Genomic DNA, 26,252 nt, shown 5'->3' with positions numbered 1-26,252 from the left:
GTCTGAAATTTTCAGACGGCCTCTTTTTACTGATGATCGTGATAAAGGCTTAAGCGGCGTTGGGTACGACCGCTTTCAGATAGTTCAGCGCGATAAACTGCTTATCTGCATCCAGCTCGGTAACGGCCAGCAGCATTTGCGATTTGGGCAGCGCGTCGAACGGAATGCCGGTGGCGCGGGTCACCAGCGGCAGGCCGTTGATGCGCACCAAATCTTCTTTCAACAGCGTGGCATTCAGCTCTTTGATACCTTGCTGTTCGAGATACACCAAGCTCCAGTAGCTTTCCATTTTGCGTTGGAAATCGGCATAGGCGGTGTAGGCGGACTCGAAATCGCGCAGGGCGGCGAAAAGGCCGGCATCGTTGTTTTGAAACAGCGGTTCGGCGGTGTCGTCGATCAGGCTGATAAGCTGCTTTTGGTTGATGTAGTCGGCGGCGCGGCGCAGCGGCGAGGTAAACCAGCCGTAGTGCTGCACGCCCATGCCGCTGTGCGGTTCGGATTTGGTGCTCATGCGCACTTTGCTGTTGCCGGGCTGCACGCGGAACAGGCCGGGCAGGTTGTTGGCATCGAGCATTTCGGCCCATGTGCTGTTGGCGAGGATCATCATTTCGCTCACCAATGTGTCGATGGGCGCACCGCGTTCGCGGCGGGCAATGCCTACGCTGCCGTCTTCATTCAATTCGATGCTGTAATCGTATTGCGGCGCGCGTTCAGGCTCGTATTTGCCGCGTGCTTTTTGGCGGGCGACGGCGAATTGGTACAGCCAGATTAAATCTTGATGGTGGTTGAACATGGCCTGCCCTTCGGCATCCAAGCCGGTTTCGGCGTTGAAATGCGGCTCGATGGTTTGGATGCGCAGGTTTTCGGCGATGTAAACGGCTTCGATTTTGTGTTCGGGCGCGCCGACGTTGAAGTCGGCATCGATATCGAAATAAATGCTCACGGCGGGGCGGTATGCGCCTGCGTCGAGGCTGAACATGGCGATCCAGTCGTCGGGCAGCATGGTGATTTTGCCGCCGGGGAAATAGGCGGTGCTCAGGCGTTCCATGATGATTCGCTCGATGGCGCTGCCGGGTGCGACGGCCAACGACGGGGCGGCGATGTGGATGCCGACGCGTTTGCTGCCGTTGCCCAAATCGGTGAGGCTGATGGCATCGTCGACTTCGGTGGTGCTGTCGTCGTCGATGGAAAACGCCTGCACGTCGGCTTTGGGCAGGTCGGCCAAAGCGGGTATGGCGGTGTCGGGAAAGCCGATGCCTCTGGGGAAGTGCTTGATTTCAAAGCCGTCGTAAAGGTATTGCGGAATCGAAGCCACGCCGCCGGTTTGCATGGCGAGTGCCAGCGGGGTGAGTTTGAGTGCGTCGGCGGCTTTGGTGAAGGCTTTGTAGGTAAGTGCCTGTTTGTCGGGCGCGTGCAGAATGGTTTTTAAGTCGGCGGCGATTTCAGACGGCATCTGCCCTTGTTTCAAGGCTTCGGCCCAGCTTTCGATTTGCGCTTCCTGCTGCTTTTTGCGCTCGATGGCGGCCAGCGCCTGCTTGAGGGTTTCTTCGGGTGCGGCTTTGAATACGCCTTTGGCCTTTTTGTAGAAATACATCGGCGCGGCGTAGAGGGCGATTAAAGTGGCTGCCAGCTCGGTTTTGGCGGGCGCGTGGCCGAAATATTCTTCGGCGATGGCTTCGGCGGTGAATTCTTCTTCGCCGCACACTTCCCACAAGAGATCGGTGTCGATGTCGGCGGCTTCGGTTTGGGCTTTGTTGAGGAAATCGTCGGGCGGGGTGTCGAATTCGACAAATACATTGGCGGCTTTGACTTTGGTGCGTTTTCCGTGCTGGGTGTCGGCCTGATAGTTGGCATCGTTTTTCTGAACGACGGTTGCCACTTTGAATTGGCCGGATTCTTCGTAAAATATGTTCATAAATAAAATAGATTGGCGACTAAGCCTGTACCGGCAGGCCGTCTGAAAAAACGGCACGGGCAGGCTGCATGACTTATCAAATTGCTGAAAAGGCGTGATTTTAACAGGAATCACTTAGACTTGTCGGCGTTGTGGCGTTCAGACGGCCTTTTCTAAAATATTTTCCTCCTTGATAGCGGCAATCTGCCGCTGCGGTAACGGTGGCAGGCGGTTTCGCTATATACTGGCGGCTCGACACGTTGTGAAAGGAGCGGGCAATGACTATTTATTTTTTAGGCGGCGGCAATATGGCGGCGGCCATTGCAGGCGGTTTGGCGAGGCAGGGCGGATACGCCGTCCACATTGTGAACCGCGGTGCGGAAAAACGCGAACGGCTCTCGCGCGAGTTGGGCGTGCCGGTATCGGAAACCCTGCCCGAACTCCATACCGAAGACGTGCTGGTGTTGGCAGTGAAGCCGCAAGACATGCAAGCCGCCTGCTCCGGCGTGGAAACCAACGGCGCACTGGTATTGTCGGTGGCGGCCGGCTTGAGCGTCGATACTTTGAGCCGCTATCTCAACGGCACGCGCCGCATCGTGCGGATAATGCCGAATACCCCGAGCAAGGTCGGTTTGGGCGTGTCGGGGCTGTTTGCCGCCGACGGTGCGAGCGAGGCCGATAAGCAGATGGCTGCACAGATTATGTTGGCCGTCGGCCAAGTGATGGTGGTGGAAGACGAAGACCAGCTGCACGCGGTGACGGGCATTACCGGCAGCGGCCCCGCCTATGTGTTTTATTTGCTGGACGCTTTGAAAGAAGCCGCCCGAAAGCAGGGGTTCGATGCAGAAACCGCCAAGCTGCTCAGCTTGGCCACGTTTAAAGGTGCGGTCGAGTTGGCCGAACAAAGCGGCGAAGATTTCAGCGTACTCCAGCAAAACGTTACTTCCAAAGGCGGCACGACTTTCGCGGCTCTTGAAACCTTTAAAACCCGCGGCGTAGCCGGAGCAATCGGCGAAGGCGTCGATGCCTGCGTAGCGCGTTCGCGTGAAATTACCCGGCAATTCGGGGCCGTCTGAAATGTTGTCCAAACTGTTGATACTGTTTTCAGACGGCCTGGCCATCGTTTGTTTGGCGCGCTGTCTGCTGCAATGGGCGAAGCTGGATTACCGCCATCCGTTTGCGCAATTCTGCACCCATACTACCGATTGGCTGGTGAAGCCGCTGCGTAAAGCCGCCCCGCCGCTGGGCCGCTGGGATACGGCCTGCATACTGGCGTGCGTGCTGCTGTATTACGCCGCCTACACGCTGATTGCCTTGGTTTCCCTGCCCGGCGGTTTCGGCATTAAAGTGATTGCCGCCAATTTATTCTTCACGATTTTGAGCCTGTTCAAAGCAGTTGCATATGTTTTATTGTTAGGATTGGTATTGAGAATGGTGCTGAGTTTTCAAAATCCATACTCATTTTTACAAGTATCTTTGCATAAAATATTTGAACCATTGTCGCGGCCTTTTGTCTTTTTAAAATTCGGACGCTACGACTTTTCCGGCAGCGTTCTGGCATTGATGCTGTGGTTTTGGTTAAGTGCAATCCTGCCACAGTTGACCGCCAAATTGAATTTATGGCTGTTGAATTGATATATCAATAAGTTAACCGATGAAAGAGGCCGTCTGAAAGAAAACACCGGACGCGGTACAGGCTGAAAATAAGGCATATTCATAAAACCATGATATGATGCCCCCGCACAAATAAAGGTTAAATTGTCGAAAAATCAACAACAAGCCTGAAAGCGGGCTTTTATCGAAGCCTACCGTCCAACAGCGAAAGAAAGAACTACCATGGCAAAGCTTACAGAACAAGACATCCTCAATTGGAACGGCTCTGAAGACGACTACATGAATGCAGACCAACTGGCTTTTTTCCGTGAGCTGTTGGTAAAACTGCAAGACGAACTGATCGCCAATGCCAATGCCACCACCGGCCATCTGCAAGAGCACGAATCCGCTCCCGATCCCGCCGACCGCGCCACTCAGGAAGAAGAATATGCCCTCGAGCTGCGTACCCGCGACCGCGAGCGCAAGCTGTTGAGTAAAATCCAAGCTTCCATCCGCAGCATCGACGAAGGCGACTACGGTTTCTGCCGCGACACCGGCGAACCCATCGGCCTGAAACGCCTGTTGGCGCGTCCTACCGCAACCCTGTCGGTAGAAGCGCAAGAGCGCCGCGAACAGATGAAGAAACAGTTTGCCGATTGATTTATCTTAAACCGGCATCTCAGGCTGCCGAGGCCGTCTGAAAAAGTTGATTGAACCTGTTTGATTCAAACCGAAGGCCGAACCTTATCAAGGTTCGGCCTTCGGTTTTTCAGACGGCCTTACGGCTTATAGCCACAGACAAAGCATACGTTTGCTCAGGGCGCGGATTGTTTATCCATTTGCGCCTCACGTTCCAACTCGTTCGCATATGCCTGTGCCTCTTCTTCGTTAAACGGCTTGAGTACGCCGCTGTCGTTGCGCGGGTCGAGCTCCGCCATCACAGGGCCGGCAGAGGCGGGCATGTTGACGTGCATACTGCGCTTGTCTTCCGGTACGGCAGGTTGGCGGGAAGCGAATACCGCAAGCAGCCCGGCAAACACAATAAAATATCCGTAAAAACCGTAGCGTTCCGCCTGATCCATTACCACCCCCAATATCATCGGAGCAAGCAAAGACCCCATACCGTAACTAAACAGCAGGCTGCGGCTGACTTCCACCGTATTCATTTCATTGGGCAATTGGTCGTTAGCCCGTGCCACGCTCAAAGCATAGAGCGTAAACAGGCCGATACCGAAAAACACCGCCACCAAATACTGCACCCCAATAGCATCGACACCCGCCAGCATCAGCGAGATGCCGACAAGCGCACCGAGCGCCGAAACCGACGAGCAGGTAAAAATAGCGGCGCGGCGGCCGAAGCGGTCGGACAGGCGCGCCACCGGCAGCTGCACGGCAAAGCCCGTACCCATCGCAATCATCAGATAAAACGAAATCTGGCGCACATCAAAACCTTGTTTCAGCAAGAACACCGACGCCATCGTGAAAAAACCGTTCATCAGCAAACCGGCGGTAAAGCTGCCCACAATCGCCAGCGGCGCAATCGCAAACAAACGCGGCAGGCTGATACGTTGGCGCGGCGGCAGTTCCGGCGCTTTCAAGCGGGTCAGCGCCACCGGCAGCATCGCCGCCATTACCATAATCGCCGAAAGAAGAAAGATATCTTGGCTCGACAGCTTGAAACTCAGCAAGCCGATACCGACGGTAAACGATATGTAGTACACCACATTATAAAAAGCCAACACTCTGGCACGCCCCGCCGAAGTGCTGCGCTCGGCCAGCCAGCTTTCCACAATCATCAGCAGGCTGTAATAACAAAAACCGAGCAACACCCGCAGCGCGCCCCACACCCACAGATTGTCGGTCATCATATGGCCGAGCGCCGCCATGGCAAACACCGCGCCAAACACGCTGAATCCGCGGATATGCCCCACGCCCGATACCACGCGGTGCGCCGCCATCGCACTCAACGCCGCCCCCACGAAAAACGCCGCATTGAGTACACCGATGGCGGTGTTTTTCACACCCATCTGCGCAAGCTCCACACCGGCCGAGTTCAAAAACAGACCGAAGCCGGCAAACAGGAAAAATACCGAGAAAAAAAGCGAATAAAATTTATTGGGTTGTTCGGTCATCGCAACGTCTTTCAGGCGGGTGGGTCGAGAGGCGCTAGCCTGACAGATTCGCAGACAAGTGTAAACAGATAGCCGCCGCCGAAAACGTAAAAAACAAAATAGTGCGGTTTTCAACGCGCCGCATTCTTGAATACAGGCCGTCTGAAAATTTTTCAGACGGCCTGTATTCATTTTCTGATTTTATCTATTTTATAAAGCAAATATGTAAGTGGGGCTCTAACACTAATATAAATCCAAAGCTGTTTACCTATCATCATTGCCAAAAATGTAATCGGATTATTATGAAAAGATTGACTTGTACCAAAGCTGAGTCTCAAAGTAGATTCACGAAATTCTTGAGGGTTCAAGCTGGTAAAAAATGTAGCCACACCTAAAGCCAATATGCCTAAACACACCAACCAAGTATATTTATATATACGTTCAATATCGTTTCTACGCCAAATACCGGCAAATACACCTGCAACAATAGCAATAACAACCGAAAAGCTATTGGTTATTTTTGCAGCAAACGGATAATTGGGCGGAGAATAATATCCGTTCCCCAACAAATAATTATCGATAAAATGATTTAAAGCATTATCCAACTTGCTGTTTATATCCATATAAGCAGGAGAAACGACAAAGATGATTACAGTAATAAAAGGCAACGAATAAAAAATATAACTTTCGGCACGTTTTCTCTGTTCTTTATTCATAACAAAGCTCCAAAGGCCGTCTGAAACTGTATTTACTTCTTTATACGGCTGATGATATAAAACAAAAGTGTAATCGGCCCCCTCAGACCGCCGTAAATACAAACCTCTTTCATAATAATCATACCGATAAACATAGCAGGATTATTATGGAAAGATTCACTGGTGCCGAAGCTGCGTCGGGAAGTGGGTTCTACAAACTCCTGTGGATTGAGGCTTAAGGAAAATGTAGCCCAACCTATCCCCAAAAGTACCAAACCATACCACCACATACTTGGAGGAATTTCCCGCTCAACCTCATTCCGCCGCCAAACACCGATGAATATGCCTGAAACCACTGCAAATGCTACGGTAAAGTTATTGCTGACTTTAGCCGTAAACGGATAATCAGTGGCAAGGTAATAGCCGTTTCCCAGCATATATTTATCCATAAAATCGTTTAGGACAAAATGAAAGTGATTGGAAGGAAAGGCAGGTGTTACTATAAAAAGAATAACTGGCAGTAGTAAAAAAACGTATAAAAGATAGCTTTCTACTTTTTTCTTATCGATTTTCTTTATACTCATAGCAAAGCTCCAAAGGCCGTCTGGAAGTTTTCAGACGACCTCGGGTTATTTTCTGATGTTATCTATTTTATAAAGCAAATATGCCAAAGAAGATCTAATGCTGATATAAATCCATATTTGCTTTCCTATCATCATTGCAAGAAATGTAATCGGATTGTTATGAAAAGATTGGCTTGTACCAAAACTGCGCCTAAGTGTAGATTCTCTAAACTCCTGAGGATTCAAACTTAAGAAAAATGTATATATCCCCATAATAAAAATAATCAAAATTCCCAACCAAGTGTATTTAGTTATTTTATCCGGTTCAATATCATCTTTTCTCCATATTCCAACAAAAATTCCCAAAATAATAGCGAGAAGTACTGAAAAACTATTAATTACTTTAGAAGTAAAAGGATAATTGGGTGGTGAGTAGTAGCCATTTCCAAGTAAATAATTATCAATAATATCAATTAGATAGTAATCAAAATGACTGCTTGGATATGCCGGTATAACAATAAATAATAGGAAAGAAAAAACGGCTAGAGATATAGCGATATAATTTTCAGCCTTTTTCTTATCAATTTTCTTTTTGTTCATAACAAAGCTCCAAAGGCCGTCTGAAAAGTTTCAGACGGCCTGGTTGATATAAATTTAAATCAAGGGGTTTTCCTGAGATTCCGGTAGGTTAGGCAATGTTTGGTGAACGTCCGGATAAACAGGATTTTCCGTTACCGAAACCGTTGGGAGCGTACCGCCGCCGGGTTCGGATATGCCGTCAAAAAACAATTCATCATCACTCAGCAGGTCGGCGGCAATACCGATTTTGGCACGCAATTCTTTTCGGGCATCTTCGGTGGTTTCAGCATTGTTTGATGTAGGGCTGATGCGGGTGGTGCCGATATCTGCCAGGTTTGGCAATACCGGTTTCTCGGCTTGAGGAGCAGACGGTTGTGCTTGCTCCTGAACGTTGTTTTCACTTGGCGGTTGTTCCGCGGATGGGTTTTCTGCCGCCGTTTCCGCCGGAGCCGGGTTTTGCTGCGACCCCGGTTCGGGAATACGGATTTCTTCCATATATTCGGAGTGCGTTCCGTTGAGGCGGACAACGTCATCAGCTTTAAGCGTACCCGCTACCAACAGGGTTTCTGCATCTACTTCTATGGTTTCAGCATCATACTTGCCGAGCATGGTTACGTTTTTGGCGGAAAGTTTGATATTGTCGGGGTAGCCGTATCCCTTACTGCCGCCAATCAAAACCAAATCGGAATATTCGTATTCTTTTTGGCCGTTGTTGGAGTGTGAATTGCCAATGGAAAGTTCGTGCGATATTGCTCCAAAGTTGCTTTTATTAATGTAATCTAGAGCCACATATGTTGCGATACCGGCTCCGATGGCAACCCCCGCTGCAACAAAACCACCTGAGACTCCTAACGCTACAAGCCCGAAGCCAATTAGCCGCGCAGTTGCCGTTATCCCTGCAACAGCAACAGCCGAAGCAGCCATTTTCGCTACTTTTTCGGAAACGGGCGACCAATCTCCTGTTTCGTATGCGGTTTTGGATAAGCTGCCCAATTCTACCGCGTCCGTTACATGGCCTACACCGCCGAGCATTTTCATCAGGCCGCCCATCATATAGAGCTTGCCTTTGACTTCGCCGTGCTGCTCGGTTAGTTCGGCGGCGTTGGCGCGGAGTTTTTCCACGGCTTCGTTTACGGCTTCGCGGTGTTGGGCGTAATAGGCTCTGCGTTCGTCGTAGATATGGCCTTCTTCAACCTGCATGATTTGGTGCGAGAGGTTGGAGGCGAGGTCGTGTTTGAAATCAAGCTGCTGCTTGAGTTTGTCGGCCTCTTCCAAAAATTTTTTGTGCGGGTTTTTCAGGCCTGCTTCGGCAGCGGCAACGCTGTTGCCGAATATGTTTTGTGCCTGATCCTGAGGGTGGGTTGGGGTTTTCTCGGATTGGTTTTCGCTGCTTTCGTTTGTATGGGTAACCGCTGTCTGTTTTTCGGGCTGCACATCGGTTTTGCTTGCGGCGGAACGGTTGTGATCGGGCTTCTGCACGTTTGCGGCATTGCTCGGGGAAGCTGCGCCGTCTGCTTTATCTGCGGTGTTTTGCTGTTTTGCGGCCGGCGGTGTGTCGGCAGTATTGCCGTTATTTTGCGGGGCGGAGGGTTTGGTGGCCGCCGGCGGATTGTCGGCAGGTTTGGCAGGCGGGGTTGGTTGTGATGTGCTTTGAGCTTCGGATGCAGGAGGATTGCCGACCGGCGGCATAAATTCTTTGCGGGAGGCACCTAGATCACGGTGTATGTTATCCATGATGTCTTTACGGATAATCTGCTCGAACTGCTCCTTGTTTCTTTCCATGATTTCATGCCGGGTTGGGCGTTTTCCTTTCACTTCTACAGAAACTAACTCAACTTCTTCAACCCAATCATTAATTACACGCCCGTTGAGTTCATGTACATAATGCCTGCCTCGAGGAATGGCTACATAATCGCTGGCGTTGATCGGGGCAATTTCAAAGTTTCTATCCATTTCTGCTTCCTTGAGTTGGTGTGTATAAAACATTATTTCAATGGGAATAACATAGAAATAAAATTTAAAATAAAAATCATTCTTAACCAAATGCAGACCAAAGGCCGTCTGAAAAGTTTCAGACGGCCTCGATTAAGAGCGGGCCTGCCGCATAAAATCCTGTAAAATAAGCCGCTTTATATCCCGACCATCCGAAACCTATGCCGGACACCGCCCAGATTACCGCCAGCTACGGCCGCCGCTACACCGTGCGCACGCCAAGCGGTTTGATATTCGATGCCACCACCCGCAAAAAACGGGTTGATTTTGCCTGTGGCGATCGGGTGCGCATCACCCCCATCAACCAAGAGCAGGCCGTTATCGAAGACTATCTGCCGCGCGAAAGCCTGCTTTACCGCCAAGACGCTTGGAAAACCAAGCTGATTGCCGCCAATGTGGACAAGCTGTTTATCGTGACCGCCGCCGTGCCCGCGCCCAACGAAGCCCTGCTGCAACGCGCTCTGCTGGCCGCCGAAGCCGCCGATATCGAAGCCGTGATTGTCGTCAACAAAGCCGATTTGCCCGAAACCGCCGGCTGGCGTGAAAAACTGCATTTTTACGAATCGCTGGGCTACCCCGTGATAGAAACCTGCGCGCTCGACCACGCCGACGCACTCAAACCGCTGATGCAGGGTTGCACCAATATTTTTCTCGGACAAAGCGGCATGGGCAAATCCACCCTGACCAACGCCTTGCTCGGCAGCCAAACCGCACGCGTAGGCGAAATATCCACCGCGCTCGATTCGGGCAAACACACCACCACCCACGCCCGCTTATACGACATCAATGCCGAAACCAAGCTCATCGATTCGCCCGGCTTGCAGGAATTCGGCCTCTTCCACCTCGAAGCCCCGCGCCTGCTCGACTACTTCCCCGACATGCGTCATTTGGCCGGACAATGCCGTTTTCACAACTGCACCCACCGCGCCGAACCCGGCTGCGCCGTTAAAGCCGCCGTCGAAGCAGGCGAAATCCGCGAATCGCGGCTGGCATTTTTACAGCGTGTTACCGATGAACTGCTGCGCTGATTGCACTTGAAATTCGAATCCGAGGCCGTCTGAAAAATCAATATAAGCAAGTTCAAACAACTTATTATTCAGCCTATTAACCCCAAGCATTTTCAGACGGCCTCAAATCCGCGCCCGCCCAATCACACCACAACCATGCTCGAAATCCTTTACCGCGACAGCCGCTGCATCGCCGTCAACAAACCCGCCGGCATGCTGGTACACCGCAGCTGGCTCGACAGCCATGAAACCCGGTTTGTCATGCAAACCCTGCGCGACCAAATCGGCCGCCGCGTGTATCCCGTCCACCGCCTCGACCGTCCCACCTCGGGCGTGCTGCTATTTGCGCTCGATAGCGAAAGCGCCAACCACCTTACACAACAATTCACCGAAAAAACCGTCCGCAAAACCTATTGGGCAGTCGTGCGCGGCTACCTGCACGGAGAAGGGCGCATCGACTATCCGCTCAAAGAAGAAGCCGACAAAATTGCCGACCCCTTTGCCGACCCCTTTGCCGACCCCGATAAACCCGCGCAATCCGCCGTAACCGATTACCGCTGCCTCGCCCAAACCGAACAGCCCTTCTCGTCCGCCGCCCGCTACCCCACATCGCGTTATTCATGGGTGGAGCTGACACCGCACACCGGCCGCAAACACCAACTGCGCCGCCACATGAAACACATTTTCCACCCGATTGTGGGCGACACCACCCACGGCGACAACGCCCAAAACCGCGCCGTCGCCGCCCATACCGGCACCACGCGCCTCATGCTGCACGCCCGCACGCTGGCGTTCGACAGCCCCGAAAACGGCAGCCGCATCAACGTATGTGCCGACATCGACGAAGCATGGCAACAGCTTGCCTGTGCGTTCGGCTGGCAAAACCTCATATCCCCAAGCCGCCAGCGCAAATGAATATTAAAAAACAGCAGGTACGTCATACTCGGGCTTGACCGGAGTATCCCGTGCTATAATCCGCCCCGCATACAGGCTGGGCAGACAGCCGCTGCGCATTGCATCAAGCATGCGGGGAGGAAAGTCCGGGCTCCGAAGAGCAGAATGCCGGCTAACGGCCGGGCGCAGTAATGCGACGGAAAGTGGAACAGAAAGCAATACCGCCGATGGCTGCTTCGCCAGCACAGGTAAGGGTGAAAAGGTGCGGTAAGAGCGCACCGTGCACTTGGCAACAAGGCGCAGCAGGCCAAACCCCATTCGGAGCAAGACCAAACAGAACGCATTGACGCTGCTCGCCGAGCGTTCGGGTAGGTTGCTGGAGCGCATCAGCAATGGTGCGCCTAGAGGAATGGCTGTCCGACGACAGAACCCGGCTTACCGCCCGACCTGTATGCACCCTATTCAAACATTTGAGGCCGTCTGAAAAAATTTTCAGACGGCCTCAAATGTTTTTGTAATCCGCATGCCAATAACTAGGTTGAGACCTTTGCAAAACCCTCAGATGTGGATGCAGTTCAAGGCGTAGCAGCGCAGCGAGTGCAGACATATCATATAGATAGGCAAACGAGCGAGCAGCGCACAACGCAGAAATGCGCCGCAGATGGGGGTTTTGCAAAGGTCTCAGGTTAATAAATTTGAAAAGCGGATTTGAAAGTTATCGGATTTGTTCGCAATTTAAAGCTCCATTTGAAAAATATATTGAAATAGAATTTACATGGATAAATTGCGAGTGTTAATATGCTTAAAAATAATATTTATTTGATAAATATTAACAGAAATAGTCAACTACATTACGAAAGGAAGATTATAGATGTATTCCCACAGCCCTAAAGCATACATGCGCCGCCGGCTTTTTTCGCGTTGTATCATCGCAGCACTTGCCACACTTTCGGCGCAGGCATCTGCTAACACTTCGTTTTCAGGGCAGTCATCCGCTACGGAATTTCACTCTTCCCCCATCCTTGCCACCGGTGCCAGCTTTCCCCCTAATATCCTGCTTGCCCTTTCAGTAGAATTCCCCACCGCAGGCTCGGCTTATCAGGCTTCTTTGGCGGCGGGCAACACTCCTTTAATCAACAAAAACGAATTTGATGCCAATGAATACATCGGCTATTTCGATCCCCAAAAGTGCTATAGCTATACTGGCAATCCCGATATTCCCGATGATGAAAACGGATATTTCACACCCGACCGCCAAGCCGACAACCGTGGTTACTGCGGCGGTAATCTTTTCAGCGGCAAAGCGTTAAACTGGATGACGATGACTACCATCGACATCTTCCGCCAAGCAATGACCGGAGGCAACCGTGCCAAAGGCGGCACGGTAGGTACTTCTTCCAAACAATCCAACTACACTGACGCCGATACATTGAATTTCACAGCGCTGAGACGTGCCAATGTCGTGTCAAACCAAAACGGAATATATGGTTTAAGAGCGCGTTATTTGGAAAATGATGCTCTGATCAGCAACATTTTGCCGTCATATGTTGTCAGTGCCATTGACAAGCCCTCTAAAGAATTCACGATAAAGAACAACTCAGTCAATAAAAATGTTATTCAAATCAATAACAATGGTTTTAAATTGAGAATCGGCGGCAACGGTTTGGATAGAAATAATAATCCTATAGCTTCCAAAGGCAAGGCAGTAAAAACCTACAATGTGGTGGTTCAGGTATGTAAACCGGGTTTGGAAGAAAAAACTGCCGCGTTTATACCGATTCTCGCGGTAGAACCTCACTCAAGCCTACCGGGGTGATGCAGGAAAAAATCGAAGCCGCCCGTTTTGGCGTGTTCGGTTATGCCAATATTAACGGTAACAATATTGACGGCGGCGTTTTACGTTCACGGATGAAATTTCTGCGCGGAGAAACCACGCACAACAACATCGTTTTAGGTAATGAAGTCAATGAAGACGGTACTTTCAATGTAAACCCTGATCAAAGCGACGCCCAAAACACCAATGTAACCAACAGCGGCGTGATCAACTATCTCAACAAATTCGGCGATGCCGGCAAATACAAAGTCCAAGATCCGGCGGGTGAACTTTACTATGCCGGTTTACGTTATTTGAGAAACAAAGGCAATTACCGCCCGTGGACAGATTGGTTGAACACCAATTCAACATTGAAAAACAATGAAGCTGTTGATGAGAATAAAAGAAACGTTGCCATCGACGGTTTTCCGGTAATTACCGATTGGAACGATCCGCTTTTAAGCAAAGGCAATGTAATTGACGACAAACAAGTGGTTTGCCGACCCAATTACATAATGTATATCGGCGATACATTTACTCATAGTGACAATGACGTACCCAATTTCATCTACAACACCCACGCGCCGACAGACGACAATGAAATCAATACATTGGGGTCTCTTAGAGCTTTAGCGAATCAGGAAAACAATCCGTTTGATGCCGGCACAAGCGTGCTGGGCGCTTATAACTTAAAAGAAGCAGCGGCTTCCTATGGCTCGATTGCAGGTTTGGCTTACTGGGCGCGTACAAACGATATCCGCAGCGATGTCAAAGGTAACCAATACATACAGTCAATCATGATTGACGTATTGGAATACAACAACCATCATATCCACAACGGCAAAAACTATAATACTTTTTACTGGGCTGCCAAGTATGGCGGTTTCCGCAGCAATAAAGCCGAACGGGAAGGTGCCGTGCCTACCTTGACCACACAAGATAGCGACCGCATCCGTTGGACTAACGATGCCCGGGGTACAACTTCCATGAACGCTTTTTCAGACGGCGTTCCACGGAATTACGCCGCTGCCAACTCTCCCCAATCGCTGATTGAAGCCATCAATAAGGCATTCAACAATGTGGAAGCGCTTTCCGACACACCTTCACAAACTTCGTTGGCTGTGGAGCAAACTAAGGATGGTATTGTAGATTTAACTACTGCACATTCCCCTCTGTTTTTACAATCTTCGTATCGGAAAAACGATCACGGCTGGCAAGGTGATGTCATTGCCTACACCATGAGTGCCGACTCCCGACCGGGTTCGCCCGATTTTTCCAAACAATGGCAGTTAAGCACATTGCTCAAGCGCAGCAGTGCCGACAGCCGTCGAGTGTTTACCCTCAACGGTAACAGTATCGACAGCCTCGCCAATACCGCACAAGGAGCAGGTGCCGCAGCTTTGTTTGGTTTGCAAGGCAATGAGGGATATACGCCCGTTAATTTGAAAGATTATGTTTTAGGTAAGAGCGATAAGGAAAAAACCACAACCAACCCGGCAGGCGTTTTCCGCCCCCGTCCCGACGACGGCTTGCTTGGTACGGTGGTTAACTCCTCAGTTGCCATTTTGCCTCCGCCTGTTTCTGAAAACGTAGGCAGTTGCCGGTACGATAATTTTTCCTCTCTCAAAACACGCAAAACCGTTTATGCCTTCGCTGCCAATGATGGCATGCTGCATGTGATAGACAATACAGGAAGTGAAAAGCTTGCCTATATTCCTTCTACCGCATTGCCAAAATTGAAAGAATATGCCGATCCACAAGGTACGCACAGCTTTTTGAACGACGGCACGCCCGTGGTGCAGGAAGTGTGCACATCAGGGGCAGGTAAAACTGCCAAATCCGTGATTATCGGCACAACCGGCCGCGGCGGAGAGGCTGTTTACGCCATTGATGCCACTCAACTTGGCACGGGACACTCTGCGAATGCGGGCAATATTTTGTGGGAATTCAACAAAACCCACGATGAAGACTTAGGGTTGACCGTACATGCTCCTGTGCCTGTACAAGTCAAAAAAGGCAGCGACAGCATTGCCGCCGTCGTAGTTAGCGGCGGTTACAATGCTAAAAATGACAGAGGCCATATTTTTATTCTGCAAACCGACAAAAGCGGATCATGGATTCAAAACGGTAATTACTGGAAAATCCCCTTGGGTAAATCCGGCGTAGGTGCGCCCCGAGCCATTGATACCGACAGCGACGGCAATATAGACCGTATTTATGTAGGCGACCAAGCAGGTAAACTTTACCGTATTGACCAAACCGCCGGTGGCAGTTGGACAGTCAAAACCTTATTTAACGGCAGCCAGCCCATTACCGGTGCGCCCGATGTCCATTTTTCAGGCGGCCGCTATACCGTAGTTTTCAATACAGGCCAATATTTCAAACCCACCGACGGCACCAAGCCCGGTTTGCAAAATTATGCCTACGGATTGTTTGATACCGATGGCAGTACCATTGCCGAAAGCAGCTTGGTTCAGCAGCAGATTAAAACGGAGCAATCAGTGGCTTCCGTAGGCCAGCGCACTTATCTTAGTGCCACCCAAAATGCCGCCAATAACAAAGGGTGGCGCCTGCAACTGCCTGTAAGCTATATCGGCATTGACGATGCCTTTGTACGCCGTGGACGTACTGCTCAGTTTTTCGTTTTTTCAGTAAACGACAACAGCAAAATCAACACGGCAAATGCTGCCAATATTTGCGCCAACAACTCGGGCAAATCCGCCTTGATAGAAGTAGATTTGCGTAACGGCGGCCTTTACAAAAAGCCCGTTTTCGATACAGACCGCGACGGTTTGTTCAATACAAACGATACGCTTGCAGCCATGTCGGTAAACGAAAACTCATTGTCGCTCAAACGCAAAAATATCACCATAAACAACGGTATTTCAAAAGCCTACGATAGTGCCATTTCACATGGCGATAGCAATCAAACTGCTGACGAGGAACGCTTAAACCGCTTTCAAAATAAAGTCAGCCGTATCAGTTAGCGCGAAATTTTCTAAGCAGCATACAGAACAGGCCGTCTGAAAATTTTCAGACGGCCTTAAATACACGTTCATTCAAGTCAACTTCGGAGGGCGCTTTGCGTACAAAATATCGATATTGCACGCCCGATCTGTATACATATACATCATATCCAAGCACTTGAGGCCGTCTGAAAATTTTTCAGACGGCCTCAAGTGTGTTTGTTATTCCGTATGACACTATCCAAACCGCCCAACTCAAAAAAGCTGAACTTAATATGATTATTACTGGATTTATTATTTAAACTTCATTTGTAAAATATATTGAAACAGAATTTACATGCATAAATTTAGAATGTTAATATCCAAAAAAAATATTTAATCGACAAACATCAGTAGGAATCAGCAGTACAGATACTTTGCCGCTACCTGTCCACATTTGTACTTAAAAGCCACCCGGCAGCTTCTGTATAAGCTTGAAAATGTAAAAAATACTTATTGATTATTTTAATAAAATCAAAACACTAAATCGAATACTAAGAAAGAAAACGCATGAAACTCTCTGCACGGAAAAGGCTTTTCTCCGTTAAACCGTCTCATTGGGCGGTTGCATGTGCTTTGGCCTGCCCACCGGCTTTCGGCGCAGTCGAAGGCGCATATCCTGCCGTTCCATTGTCAATGACCGGCGGAAAGTCGCAAATCAAGCCTAATGTTTTACTGTTTGTCGATACGTCTGGCAGTATGAGATTTAATATTAAAACAGGGAAAGACGATCTTCCGAAAGATCAGGAAAAACATCCCGATAGGAGAGGTGAGGTTGCTAAAGAGGCAGCCTTAGAAGCGATTACGAACAACCCGCATTTACGCTGGGGCTTGGCGACGTTCACAGCAGGCGTAGGCGGGGCCACTATTGTGAAACAAATTCAAGACCCAACAGACGATCACATTGCAGACTTAAAGGAAACAATCAACAAGTTAAAATGGGGAGGGCCGACGCCAACTACGTCTGCTTATTACGAGTTGCTTCGATATTATCGTGGAGAAGAGTTACATCACTCCAACAACCAACATTTAAACAACAAATACCAATCTCCTATTGAATATAGATGTCAAAAAAATCTTTTGGTTTATATTTCAGACGGACAGCCTGATGGTTACAACAGGCAGTTTTATCATTTCAACAGCCCTTTTGTACGTGATATGCCTAATACAAGCCACGCGAACCTTGCTAGAATTTTGAGAAATGACAAGGTTTTCGGCCCCACGGCTACGGGGAGATTACGTGAATGGGAAGAGCGGGGTAATGATAAACAATGTGCTGCGGTTCCTAAAGAAGAAAGAGAGGGTTGCGAAATAGTTTCTAAGTCTAATTGTGCGGCTACTAATTCTTGTCATATGTACAGTGAGTTTGGTATTGCAGATTTTGCGTCTATTGCTCACACGCAAGATATGGTTACCAATAAATTAGATAAAGAAAAGATATCATTTGATGATCCTAAATTCAGGAAACAGACAATCGAAACGTATACTGTCGGTTTGGGTGAACAGATTCCTGTTTTGCAAAATGCCGCAAGTAATGGAGGTGGTGAATATTTCCCAGCCTTTTCCCGCGGCGAACTCAAAGATGCCTTAAATAAAATTGTGGCCAATGCCACCGTGGCATCCGTACCTTTTACCGGTGTTACTCCGAGTGTTTCGTCGCCGGCGTCAAACCGTCCGATTAATATGGCGGAAACCTTATCGTTGAATACTGAAGGTTGGTCGAGCCAACTGCGTTTCTATCGGGTAAATGAAAAAACAGGCGCCATCAGCCCCAGCCAATATACTTTGCCTACATATGATTCAAATCAGTCTGTGAGTGTGATCAGTACGGCAAGCGGCCCGCGCTATCTGCGTACAGGTAACGGTGGTACGGTACGAGATCTTAATAACGGCACATTCGGCTTAACCGATGCCGACCCGAACGCATGGCGCAAGCTGGCAAGCTGGTTGACCCGCGAAGGCACGGAGGATAATCCTGCTTGGGGCTATCGCGTACGCAACCACAGCAATCAAGACAACCAAAACCGCTACTTGGGCGATTCGTTGGGCAATTTGGTCGCGATGGGAGTGCAAGGCAACGAGCGCAAATATTTAGCGGTCGGTTCTAACGACGGTATGGTACATATCTTCAAAAAGCAGGAAGGCAATACAGCCGCCAATGCTTATACCGACGTATTCCAATATATTCCCGGCATGGCCAAGCAAGGACAAAAAACGGTTAATACCCGTTTGGTAGAAACGGCTCAAAAAGATTATGGCGGTGCGAAGCATGTTAATTTGGTTAACGGCCAAATCAGTTGGTACGAAACCTATGCGTCAAGTAAAGACCGCACGCGTGTCTTTATGACAGGCACGCTTGGCGAAGGCGGTAGAGCGGCCTATGCGTTGAATATCGCCGGTAAAACCAATGGCGGTCATGTGGTAGGTTTGGATGCGGATAGTCCTTCATGGTTGAAAGGCTCGGGAACCGGCGGCGGCACTTCCGGCCAGGCCGATTATTTCGGCGTGCCTTTGTGGGATACTTCTTCCGCCCAAATAGGCAAAGCTTATCAAGCAGATGCGGAAATCGGCCACTTGTTTGGCGAGCCGTTTAACGGACGTTTGGCACGCAAGGGCAGCACGGCCGCCAAAGCCGCTTCCTATACAGGCAAAGACGATATTTTCTATGCAACCGTATTGGGCAGCGGCTTCAATCCACCTTCAAACGGCAGCGATAGGAACGGCAATCCCACTTATCCCGCACCATCGGTTTATGTATTGGACAGCTTAGGCTTGGAAGCAGGCAAAACAGAGCCTAATAGCGTTAACAGCAATAGCGAACCCGGCAAAATCATTAAGCGCATCAGCGTAGGTGGATTAACTAAAGCAGGTAATATCAGAACCGATGCACCGCGCGGCCTGACTGCCGTAACCGGACTGGATATCGACGACGACGGCGTGTTTGACGTAGGCTATGCAGGCGATCAAAACGGCAACGTGTACCGCTTCGATTTCCGTGCCGAATCTTCCAAATGGAATGCCGAAATCATTTTTAAAGGCAATGAATCGCAGCCTATTACCGCCGCGCCGGAAGTGTACCGCAATCCGAAAAGCAAACGCGTTACCGTATTGTTCGGCACGGGCAGCGAGCTGTATGCCAGCGATTTGCAGGACAACAGTGTGCAGCGGCTGTATGGCATTCAAGATGCCTTAACCGATAAAGAAGATGTAGGCGACGAAGTAACACCGCTCACACCTTCGAGCACAGAGCTTGTCCGCCGCAACTTTACCCAAGCTACGGTAAACGGCAAAACTATCCGCACTTTGAATGAAGACAGCCGAGGCCGTCTAACAAGCGGGCAGCGCGGCTGGTTTATGGAATTAAACGGCGCGGTAACCGCCAACGGCGAACGCGTGGTTGATAAACCCGGTTTGGGCGGCAGCAGAAGCAAAGGCGGCACGGTTATCTTCAGCACAACCGTTTTCCAACCGCCCGCCCAAGAAGTACAACAAAGCTGTACGGCAACCGGTGCAACCCAAACTTCGGGTTTCATCATGACCTTGGATGCCGAATCAGGCAGCCGTCCGGTGGCTTTGCGCATCATGAGAGACAACTTAGACCACATCGGCGAATACCGCGCCGGCAGCTTGGCTTCGATCAAAGTTCAGTCCGGCGGCTTTGAGCGCAGCATCTTCGGCGGCTCGTCAAGCGGCAGAGCCACCGAACTCGGCGCACCGGTAGCAGAGCGCAGAACAAGCTGCGAAGCGCCGGTAGGCAGCAGCGAAACCGGTGTGGAAGTGTTGAAATTCTATTGCCCGAAAACCTCAGTGAAACGTATCGCATGGCGCGAGGTTTTCTAAAAGCTGCCCAATTGTAAGAGCAACAGGCCGTCTGAAAATATTTCAGACGGCCTCTTAAGTTTTCATCCCGGCATATACCCAATCATCAATAAACAAAGCAATCGCCAAGCTTGAATGCCCTTGAACGAAACAGAGGCAGAAAGCCCGAGACCTTTGCCAAACCCTCATCTGCAACGCATTTCTGCGTTGTACGCTGCTCGTTCGTTTAGCCTTCTATATGATATGTCTGCACTCGCTGTGCTGCTATCCCTTGAACTGCACTTACATTTGAGGGTTTTGCAAAAGTCTCAGCCCGATAATTCCTCCCGCTTTTATCCTACCCGTAACAATACCGCCCCAGCTTTTTCAGACGGCCTCAACCCTTCGCCCGTTTGCTACAATACGCATCTTCAAGATTCACACCACAAGGCCGTCTGAAATGACCAAACCTGCCGTTTCCCCGATGATGCAGCAATATCTCGACATCAAAGCGCACCACACCGACAAGCTGGTGTTTTACCGCATGGGCGACTTTTACGAGCTGTTTCTCGACGACGCAGTGGAAGCGGCCAAGCTGCTCGACATCACGCTGACCACGCGCGGGCAGATGAACGGCGAGCCGATCAAGATGGCGGGCGTGCCGTTTCATGCCGCCGAGCAATATCTGGCGCGGCTCGTGAAAATGGGCAAAAGCGTGGCGATTTGCGAGCAAACCGGCGAAGTGGGCGCAGGCAAAGGGCCGGTGGAGCGCAAAGTAGTGCGCATCGTTACCCCCGGCACGCTTACCGACAGCGCGTTTCTCGAAGACAAAGAAACCAACCGCATCGTAGCCGTGTGTGCCGACAAAAAGCACATCGGCTTGGCGTGGGCATCGCTGCAAAGCGGCGAATTCAAAGTCAAACTCACCACCGCCGACAAACTGCCCGACGAGCTTGCCCGCTTACAGGCCGCAGAAATTCTGCTGCCCGACGGCAAAAACGCACCGCCGCTTCAGGCAGCCAATATCACGCGGCTGAACCATTGGCAGTTTGCCGCCGATACCGCCGCCAAGCTGCTGACCGATTATTTCGGCAGCCAAGATTTGCTCGGTTTCGGCTTGAATTTGGACGACCATGCCGTCGCCATCGGTGCCGCCGGCGCGCTGCTCAACTATATCCGCCTTACCCAAAACCACTTGCCGCAGCATCTCGACGGCCTCTCGCTCGAAACCGAAAACCAGTATATCGGCATGGATGCCGCCACCCGTCGCAATCTGGAAATCACCCAAACGCTCACCGGCAAAAAATCGCCGACGCTGTTTTCCGTGCTCGACGACTGCGCCACCCATATGGGCAGCCGCCTGCTGGCTCTGTGGCTGCACCATCCGTTGCGCAACCGCGCCCATATTCAGGCGCGGCAGCAGGCGGTGTTGGAACTGCAAAACCATTATGCAGACCTGCAAGGCCGTCTGAAAAACATTGCCGACATCGAACGCATCGCCGCCCGCATCGCCGTGGGCAACGCCCGCCCGCGCGATTTGGCCGCATTGCGCGACAGTCTGTTTGTTTTGGCCGAAACCGAACTGCCCGCCGGCGGCAGCAGTTTGCTGCAAACCCTGCAAAACGTGTTCCCTGAAACCCTGCCGATTGCCGAAAAACTGCAAGCCGCGATTCTGCCCGAACCCTCGGTTTGGCTGCGCGACGGCGGCGTGATCAACGAAGGTTTCCACGCCGGATTGGACGAACTGCGCCATATCCAAAACCACGGCGACGAATTTTTGCTTGCCCTCGAAGCCCGCGAACGCGAGCGCACCGGCTTGTCCACCTTAAAAGTAGAGTTCAACCGCGTGCACGGTTTTTATATCGAACTTTCCAAAGTACAGGCCGAACAAGCGCCGGCCGATTACCAACGCCGCCAAACACTGAAAAACGCCGAGCGCTTCATCACGCCCGAACTCAAAACCTTTGAAGACAAAGTATTAACCGCGCAAGAGCAGGCGCTGGCGTTGGAAAAACAACTCTACGAAACCCTGCTGAAAGAACTTCAGACGGCCTTACCGCAGCTTCAAAAAGCCGCCAAAGCCGCCGCCTCGCTGGACGTATTGTCCACCTTCGCCAAGCACGCCGGAGAACGCGGTTACGTTTGCCCCGAATTTGCCGATTACCCCTTAATCGAAATCGACAACGGCCGCCATCCCGTCGTCGAGCAGCAAGTGCGCCACTTCACCGCCAACCACACCGCCCTCGACCACAAACACCGCCTGATGCTGCTCACCGGCCCCAATATGGGCGGTAAATCCACCTACATGCGCCAAGTTGCCTTGATTGTGCTGCTGGCACACACCGGCGCGTTCGTGCCTGCCGACGCAGCCAAAATCGGCACCATCGACCAGATTTTCACCCGCATCGGCGCGTCCGACGACTTGGCCGGCAACCGCTCGACCTTCATGGTGGAAATGAGCGAAACCGCCTACATTCTGCATCACGCCACCGAACAATCGCTGGTATTGATGGACGAAGTCGGCCGCGGCACCTCCACCTTCGACGGCCTCGCCCTCGCACAAGCCATCGCCGAACATCTGATTCAGAAAAACAAATCGTTCAGCCTGTTTGCCACCCATTATTTCGAGCTGACCCGCCTGCCCGAAGCCCATGCCACCGCCGTGAATATGCACTTGTCGGCATTGGAAGAAGGGCAGGACATCGTGTTCCTGCACCACATCGAACCCGGCCCCGCCAGCAAAAGCTACGGTATCGCCGTCGCCAAACTCGCCGGCTTGCCTGCCCGCGCGTTGAAGTCCGCCCACAAGCATTTGAACGAACTCGAAGCCCAAGCCGCCGCCAACCGCCCGCAGATGGATATTTTCAATATGATGCCGTCTGAAAACGAAGATACGGCATGGGAGGAAAACGAAACGCCCGAGCCGCCCGCCGCTCCCAATCCCGCGTTGGAAGCCTTGCAGGCGGTCAACCCCGACGAGCTGACCCCGCGCGAGGCCTTGGATTGGATATATAAATTGAAAGGAATGGCGGGGTAGAATGGATAGAGGCCGTCTGAAAACCGGATGGTCGTTATGTTGATAATGACCGAACAATGATTTAGTGTTCGACTGTATCAACAAGGAACTATTCATTTGGAACCCAGTCCTTTTATTGATAAAGCTTCTTAATAAGACTACCGCCGCTAAGTTGGCAGCCTGTGTGGTTTGGTTTTAAAACCTATGTACCTCCGGCAGTTTTTGAAGGTATCTGATATCTAGATTTCACGGCTCGTGACAAGGATTTTCATCATGAATTTGTCTTTCATTATTCCTATTTATAACGGTGGGAAGTTTATTGAAAACTTAGGCAGAAATATCAAAAATCTCTACGAAGCCATTGAAGGTGTGGAATTCGTTATTGTGAACGACGGTTCGACCGACGACACTTCTGAAAAACTGCATCATTTCCTGAATACACATCAAGAGTTAGCAGCCTGCTGCCGACTGATTGAGTGCGAAAACGGCGGAGTCAGCCGCGCACGCAATCAGGCTCTGGATCATGTCGTCGGCAGATATGTGATGTTTATGGATCACGATGACAATATCGATGCGGTCAAATTGGCCGGCTTGTTCAACAGCATATGTGTGCAAGACGCCGATGCTCTGCATTTCAACTGCCGCTATCCCGTTTCGAACCATAATCAAACGCTCGATACTGATAAATTCATGCTCGATTTCCCGTTTGTGTCTTATGTGTGGAGCTATATTTACAAGCGCAGCATTATTGAAAACAACCGCTTGCGCTTTACCGAAGGCATGAAATATCTTGAAGACGGGCTGTTTGTGCTGGCTTATCTGCTCCAAAGCAACAAAATCATGGTGAGCGACGAACAGGTTTACGATTATGTGGACAATCCCGATTCGGCCATGCGTGCGCAACGCAACAGAGCACAAAATCAAAAATTCCTCGATGATGTTGCTTTAGCAGTTAAAGGCTATACCAAGCTGGCAGAAAGCCGTCGTGATTCCGCCGTGTATAACCGCTTGAAAGAAATACGCGATTCGTTTTCGTTTATTTATATTGTCAACATGTTGAAGCTGAAAGTGGGCAAACAGGAATTTTTCAGCCGTTTGCAGGATGTGGACTACGACTTCAAAATGGCCAATTATCCGAGCAAATTCAATAACCGCATGCCGGTAAGAATGCTGTGCAGTTTGTTTAGAAACAAATCCCTGCTCAATTTGACTGTTGAAACCGGCGCGTTCAATCTCTTAAGAAAATTTGTATAGATTTTTCGCCCGTCAATTTTTAGAGGCCGTCTGAAAACTGATTTCAGACGGCCTCTAATGTTTTCGCGCGGTTTAATACAGCAGCACTCTTTTCAAACCAAATTCTGCGGACTGCCGGCCACAAACCGATTGATGTTTTCCGTCAGAATATCAAACAGGCGGTTGCGGGCCTCAATGCTGCCCCAAGCCAGATGCGGGGTCACAATCAAATGAGGCAGGCGCGCTTTCAAAAGCGGGTTGCCGTTGCGGGGCGGTTCTTCGGTTAACACATCCACCCCCGCGCCGCCGAGCTGACCGTATTTCAGCGCAGCCACTAAAGCCGTTTCGTCCACCAAACCGCCGCGTGCGCAGTTAATCAGCAGCGCGCCCGGTTTCATCTGCTGCAACTCCGTTTCCCCGATCATCCCCGCGGTTTCCTCGTTCAGCGGGCAATGCAGCGACACCGCATCGGCGCAACGCAATGCTTCGTAAAACGGCAGATAGCCGTCGCGCACGGATTGCGTATGTTTGTGTTCCCCGAACACCACGTTCATCCCGAATGCCCGCGCGTAATCCGCCAGCTTCGTGCCGATACCGCTCCGCCCGAATATGGCCAGCGTTTTACCGTTCAAATCACGCATCGGTGCACCGAAATGGCAGAAAAAAGACGATTGCTCCCAAATGCCCGCCGCCATATCGCGCTGATAAGCAGGAAGGTTACGCATCAAAGTAATCATCAGCATAAAAGCATGTTCGGCAACCGAATCATTGCCGTAATCACGAATATTGCACACCGACACCCCGGCAGCTTTGGCTGCGGCAACGTCCACATTATTAATACCCGTAGCCGATACCGCAATCAGCTTTAATTGAGGATTGTCGGCAATATGTTGCGCAGCAATCACCGTTTTATTCGTAACAACAATATCCGCCCCTGCGATACGGGCACCGACATCTTCATTTTCCGTATAAACATGCTCCTGAAGCTCGTGGGCAAAATCAAACGCAAAAGGCCGCTCTACCAACGTGCCCCGATCCAAAACGACTATTTTCAAACTAGACATGATTATCCTTTGCTATTGAAATTATACAAATGATAAAAAATAGCTAAATATGTATTGTCAGAATCAAATTCAAAACGAGTCTGCTTATCATTAAGATAGCAAAGATTACCATTTCAGACGGCCTCAAGCCATCAAACAAGGACACTATACAATGTTGAAAACCATTACCTTCGCCATTCTACACTTCGGCGTAGCATTCAGCGTGGCCTATATACTCACAGGCAGTATCGGCATTTCCGGCGCAGTAGCCCTTATCGAGCCGATTGCCAATACCTTCGTATTCTATTTCCACGAAAAAGCATGGAACCGCTATGAGCGTAAGAAAAACATCCGCTCCGAAGCCAGCCGCTTCCCGCTGCACCAATGCGTAGGCGCAGACAGATAACGAAGCAGCACACGCTTCCCGCTAATAAACAAGCAAAAGTTTTCCCCCAATCAACCCTGTGTTATTCTTTGCCTTCCCATACCAAACTCAAAAATGAAAGAAAAACATGAGCCTGATTATTGAAGACATCCAAACCGGCCACGGCAAAGAAGCCGAAAAAGGCAAAGAAATTACCGTACATTACACCGGTTGGCTGGAAGACGGCACCAAATTTGACTCCAGTCTCGACCGTCGCCAACCCCTAACAATCACTCTCGGGGTAGGCCAAGTCATCCAAGGCTGGGATGAAGGATTCGGCGGAATGAAAGAAGGCGGCAAACGCAAACTGACCATACCCCCCGAAATGGGCTACGGCGCCCACGGAGCAGGCGGAGTCATCCCGCCCAATGCCACATTGATTTTCGAAGTTGAGTTGTTGAAGGTGTACAAATAACATTAGGCAGCGTCTAAAATGCCAAAGGCCGTCTGAAAAATTCTTTTTTCAGACGGCCTTTGAGTGTTTGGCGCATTTGGATTGATGGGTGGTGTGTTGGCGTCTAAATTAAAAGTTTGCGGTTTTGTGCAAGCGTTGGGTAAAGTTGTCTAAAATAATTCCCATAATAAACAGCGA

Annotated in this window: 20 protein-coding genes and 1 other RNA gene; 13 read left to right on the top strand and 8 right to left on the bottom strand. The window is 50.4% G+C overall.

Annotated elements, in window-relative coordinates; all coding sequences use genetic code 11:
* Window positions 1-49: 49 nt before the first annotated feature.
* The gene (locus LVJ85_RS00110; RefSeq protein WP_244740407.1) at window positions 50-1,915 is read right to left on the bottom strand and encodes a ribonuclease catalytic domain-containing protein; all 1,866 of its coding nucleotides are present in this window, start codon (window positions 1,913-1,915) and stop codon (window positions 50-52) included.
* A gap of 257 nt (window positions 1,916-2,172) precedes the next feature.
* Between LVJ85_RS00110 and proC the strand changes: the two genes are divergently transcribed.
* From proC to dksA, 3 genes are all read left to right on the top strand, one after another.
* Window positions 2,173-2,970 (top strand): pyrroline-5-carboxylate reductase, encoded by a 798-nt coding sequence (gene proC, locus LVJ85_RS00105; protein ID WP_244740405.1) that lies wholly within the window; start codon window positions 2,173-2,175, stop codon window positions 2,968-2,970.
* On the top strand, window positions 2,939-3,529 hold the full coding sequence (locus LVJ85_RS00100; RefSeq protein WP_244740402.1) for a YggT family protein: 591 nt from the start codon (window positions 2,939-2,941) through the stop codon (window positions 3,527-3,529). Before proC ends, LVJ85_RS00100 begins: the two co-directional genes overlap by 32 nt.
* Before the next feature lie 201 nt (window positions 3,530-3,730).
* Window positions 3,731-4,147: an RNA polymerase-binding protein DksA gene (gene dksA, locus LVJ85_RS00095; RefSeq protein ID WP_085364334.1), complete on the top strand. Its 417-nt coding sequence runs from the start codon at window positions 3,731-3,733 to the stop codon at window positions 4,145-4,147.
* Window positions 4,148-4,302: 155 nt separating this feature from the next.
* On the opposite strand, the gene LVJ85_RS00090 is transcribed toward dksA, so the two are convergent.
* The 5 genes from LVJ85_RS00090 to LVJ85_RS00070 all read right to left on the bottom strand — a co-directional run bounded on the left by LVJ85_RS00090 (window position 4,303) and on the right by LVJ85_RS00070 (window position 9,388).
* Window positions 4,303-5,619 (bottom strand): MFS transporter, encoded by a 1,317-nt coding sequence (locus LVJ85_RS00090; RefSeq protein ID WP_244740399.1) that lies wholly within the window; start codon window positions 5,617-5,619, stop codon window positions 4,303-4,305.
* Between the two features lie 167 nt (window positions 5,620-5,786).
* Window positions 5,787-6,314: a hypothetical protein gene (locus LVJ85_RS00085; protein ID WP_244740397.1), complete on the bottom strand. Its 528-nt coding sequence runs from the start codon at window positions 6,312-6,314 to the stop codon at window positions 5,787-5,789.
* A 32-nt stretch (window positions 6,315-6,346) separates the two neighbouring features.
* Entirely contained in the window at window positions 6,347-6,877 is a 531-nt protein-coding gene (locus LVJ85_RS00080; RefSeq protein ID WP_244740395.1) for a hypothetical protein, read from the bottom strand.
* Window positions 6,878-6,922: 45 nt separating this feature from the next.
* Window positions 6,923-7,456 carry a hypothetical protein gene (locus tag LVJ85_RS00075; protein WP_244740392.1) on the bottom strand — a complete coding sequence of 178 codons (534 nt, stop codon included), beginning with the start codon at window positions 7,454-7,456 and terminating at the stop codon, window positions 6,923-6,925.
* A gap of 54 nt (window positions 7,457-7,510) precedes the next feature.
* Window positions 7,511-9,388: a hypothetical protein gene (locus LVJ85_RS00070; RefSeq protein WP_244740390.1), complete on the bottom strand. Its 1,878-nt coding sequence runs from the start codon at window positions 9,386-9,388 to the stop codon at window positions 7,511-7,513.
* A gap of 200 nt (window positions 9,389-9,588) precedes the next feature.
* On the opposite strand from LVJ85_RS00070, the gene rsgA reads away from it, so the two are divergent.
* The 3 genes from rsgA (at window position 9,589) to rnpB (ending at window position 11,782) form a co-directional block, all read left to right on the top strand.
* Window positions 9,589-10,455: a ribosome small subunit-dependent GTPase A gene (gene rsgA, locus LVJ85_RS00065; protein WP_244740388.1), complete on the top strand. Its 867-nt coding sequence runs from the start codon at window positions 9,589-9,591 to the stop codon at window positions 10,453-10,455.
* A gap of 135 nt (window positions 10,456-10,590) precedes the next feature.
* Window positions 10,591-11,349 carry a tRNA pseudouridine(65) synthase TruC gene (gene truC / locus LVJ85_RS00060; protein WP_244740385.1) on the top strand — a complete coding sequence of 253 codons (759 nt, stop codon included), beginning with the start codon at window positions 10,591-10,593 and terminating at the stop codon, window positions 11,347-11,349.
* A gap of 72 nt (window positions 11,350-11,421) precedes the next feature.
* An RNA gene (gene rnpB / locus LVJ85_RS00055) (RNase P RNA component class A) lies at window positions 11,422-11,782 on the top strand.
* A gap of 48 nt (window positions 11,783-11,830) precedes the next feature.
* On the opposite strand, the gene LVJ85_RS00050 is transcribed toward rnpB, so the two are convergent.
* Window positions 11,831-12,019 carry a lipoprotein signal peptidase gene (locus LVJ85_RS00050; protein ID WP_244743253.1) on the bottom strand — a complete coding sequence of 63 codons (189 nt, stop codon included), beginning with the start codon at window positions 12,017-12,019 and terminating at the stop codon, window positions 11,831-11,833.
* A gap of 180 nt (window positions 12,020-12,199) precedes the next feature.
* Here LVJ85_RS00050 and LVJ85_RS00045 point away from each other — a divergent pair, with 180 nt between their 5' ends.
* From LVJ85_RS00045 to LVJ85_RS00020, 5 genes are all read left to right on the top strand, one after another.
* Window positions 12,200-13,144 (top strand): hypothetical protein, encoded by a 945-nt coding sequence (locus tag LVJ85_RS00045; RefSeq protein ID WP_244740383.1) that lies wholly within the window; start codon window positions 12,200-12,202, stop codon window positions 13,142-13,144.
* A complete protein-coding gene (locus tag LVJ85_RS00040) occupies window positions 13,144-16,128 on the top strand; it encodes a pilus assembly protein (protein ID WP_244740380.1) in 2,985 nt (994 codons plus the stop codon). The genes LVJ85_RS00045 and LVJ85_RS00040 overlap by 1 nt, the downstream gene beginning before the upstream one ends.
* 1,533 nt (window positions 16,129-17,661) lie before the next feature.
* Window positions 17,662-19,986: a pilus assembly protein gene (locus LVJ85_RS00035; RefSeq protein WP_244740378.1), complete on the top strand. Its 2,325-nt coding sequence runs from the start codon at window positions 17,662-17,664 to the stop codon at window positions 19,984-19,986.
* A 418-nt stretch (window positions 19,987-20,404) separates the two neighbouring features.
* Window positions 20,405-22,981 (top strand): DNA mismatch repair protein MutS, encoded by a 2,577-nt coding sequence (gene mutS, locus LVJ85_RS00025; protein ID WP_244740375.1) that lies wholly within the window; start codon window positions 20,405-20,407, stop codon window positions 22,979-22,981.
* Window positions 22,982-23,233: 252 nt separating this feature from the next.
* On the top strand, window positions 23,234-24,214 hold the full coding sequence (locus LVJ85_RS00020; protein WP_085364326.1) for a glycosyltransferase: 981 nt from the start codon (window positions 23,234-23,236) through the stop codon (window positions 24,212-24,214).
* Window positions 24,215-24,306: 92 nt separating this feature from the next.
* Here the strand turns inward: LVJ85_RS00020 and LVJ85_RS00015 are convergent, their stop codons facing one another.
* Window positions 24,307-25,257 carry a D-2-hydroxyacid dehydrogenase gene (locus LVJ85_RS00015; RefSeq protein ID WP_244740373.1) on the bottom strand — a complete coding sequence of 317 codons (951 nt, stop codon included), beginning with the start codon at window positions 25,255-25,257 and terminating at the stop codon, window positions 24,307-24,309.
* Window positions 25,258-25,408: 151 nt separating this feature from the next.
* On the opposite strand from LVJ85_RS00015, the gene LVJ85_RS00010 reads away from it, so the two are divergent.
* Window positions 25,409-25,642 carry a DUF2061 domain-containing protein gene (locus LVJ85_RS00010; protein ID WP_085364324.1) on the top strand — a complete coding sequence of 78 codons (234 nt, stop codon included), beginning with the start codon at window positions 25,409-25,411 and terminating at the stop codon, window positions 25,640-25,642.
* 106 nt (window positions 25,643-25,748) lie between these two features.
* Entirely contained in the window at window positions 25,749-26,075 is a 327-nt protein-coding gene (locus tag LVJ85_RS00005; protein ID WP_244740371.1) for an FKBP-type peptidyl-prolyl cis-trans isomerase, read from the top strand.
* The last annotated feature ends 177 nt before the right edge of the window (window positions 26,076-26,252 follow it).

Source organism: Neisseria sp. Dent CA1/247 (genome assembly GCF_022870825.1).
GTDB classification, from domain to species: Bacteria; Pseudomonadota; Gammaproteobacteria; order Burkholderiales; family Neisseriaceae; genus Neisseria; species Neisseria zoodegmatis.
Note: the sequence above shows the minus strand (reverse complement) of the source record. Positions and strands in the feature narration are given on the sequence as shown.

What these genes read in the sequence shown, in the direction of transcription:
- LVJ85_RS00090 (WP_244740399.1), bottom strand. Translation starts at nt 5,619, where the DNA reads ATGACCGAACAACCCAATAAATTTTATTCGCTTTTTTTCTCGGTATTT.
- mutS (WP_244740375.1), top strand. Translation starts at nt 20,405, where the DNA reads ATGACCAAACCTGCCGTTTCCCCGATGATGCAGCAATATCTCGACATC.
- LVJ85_RS00020 (WP_085364326.1), top strand. Translation starts at nt 23,234, where the DNA reads ATGAATTTGTCTTTCATTATTCCTATTTATAACGGTGGGAAGTTTATT.
- LVJ85_RS00080 (WP_244740395.1), bottom strand. Translation starts at nt 6,877, where the DNA reads ATGAGTATAAAGAAAATCGATAAGAAAAAAGTAGAAAGCTATCTTTTA.
- LVJ85_RS00075 (WP_244740392.1), bottom strand. Translation starts at nt 7,456, where the DNA reads ATGAACAAAAAGAAAATTGATAAGAAAAAGGCTGAAAATTATATCGCT.
- LVJ85_RS00010 (WP_085364324.1), top strand. Translation starts at nt 25,409, where the DNA reads ATGTTGAAAACCATTACCTTCGCCATTCTACACTTCGGCGTAGCATTC.
- LVJ85_RS00110 (WP_244740407.1), bottom strand. Translation starts at nt 1,915, where the DNA reads ATGAACATATTTTACGAAGAATCCGGCCAATTCAAAGTGGCAACCGTC.
- LVJ85_RS00085 (WP_244740397.1), bottom strand. Translation starts at nt 6,314, where the DNA reads ATGAATAAAGAACAGAGAAAACGTGCCGAAAGTTATATTTTTTATTCG.
- LVJ85_RS00045 (WP_244740383.1), top strand. Translation starts at nt 12,200, where the DNA reads ATGTATTCCCACAGCCCTAAAGCATACATGCGCCGCCGGCTTTTTTCG.
- rsgA (WP_244740388.1), top strand. Translation starts at nt 9,589, where the DNA reads ATGCCGGACACCGCCCAGATTACCGCCAGCTACGGCCGCCGCTACACC.
- LVJ85_RS00015 (WP_244740373.1), bottom strand. Translation starts at nt 25,257, where the DNA reads ATGTCTAGTTTGAAAATAGTCGTTTTGGATCGGGGCACGTTGGTAGAG.
- LVJ85_RS00070 (WP_244740390.1), bottom strand. Translation starts at nt 9,388, where the DNA reads ATGGATAGAAACTTTGAAATTGCCCCGATCAACGCCAGCGATTATGTA.
- LVJ85_RS00005 (WP_244740371.1), top strand. Translation starts at nt 25,749, where the DNA reads ATGAGCCTGATTATTGAAGACATCCAAACCGGCCACGGCAAAGAAGCC.
- truC (WP_244740385.1), top strand. Translation starts at nt 10,591, where the DNA reads ATGCTCGAAATCCTTTACCGCGACAGCCGCTGCATCGCCGTCAACAAA.
- LVJ85_RS00040 (WP_244740380.1), top strand. Translation starts at nt 13,144, where the DNA reads ATGCAGGAAAAAATCGAAGCCGCCCGTTTTGGCGTGTTCGGTTATGCC.
- dksA (WP_085364334.1), top strand. Translation starts at nt 3,731, where the DNA reads ATGGCAAAGCTTACAGAACAAGACATCCTCAATTGGAACGGCTCTGAA.
- proC (WP_244740405.1), top strand. Translation starts at nt 2,173, where the DNA reads ATGACTATTTATTTTTTAGGCGGCGGCAATATGGCGGCGGCCATTGCA.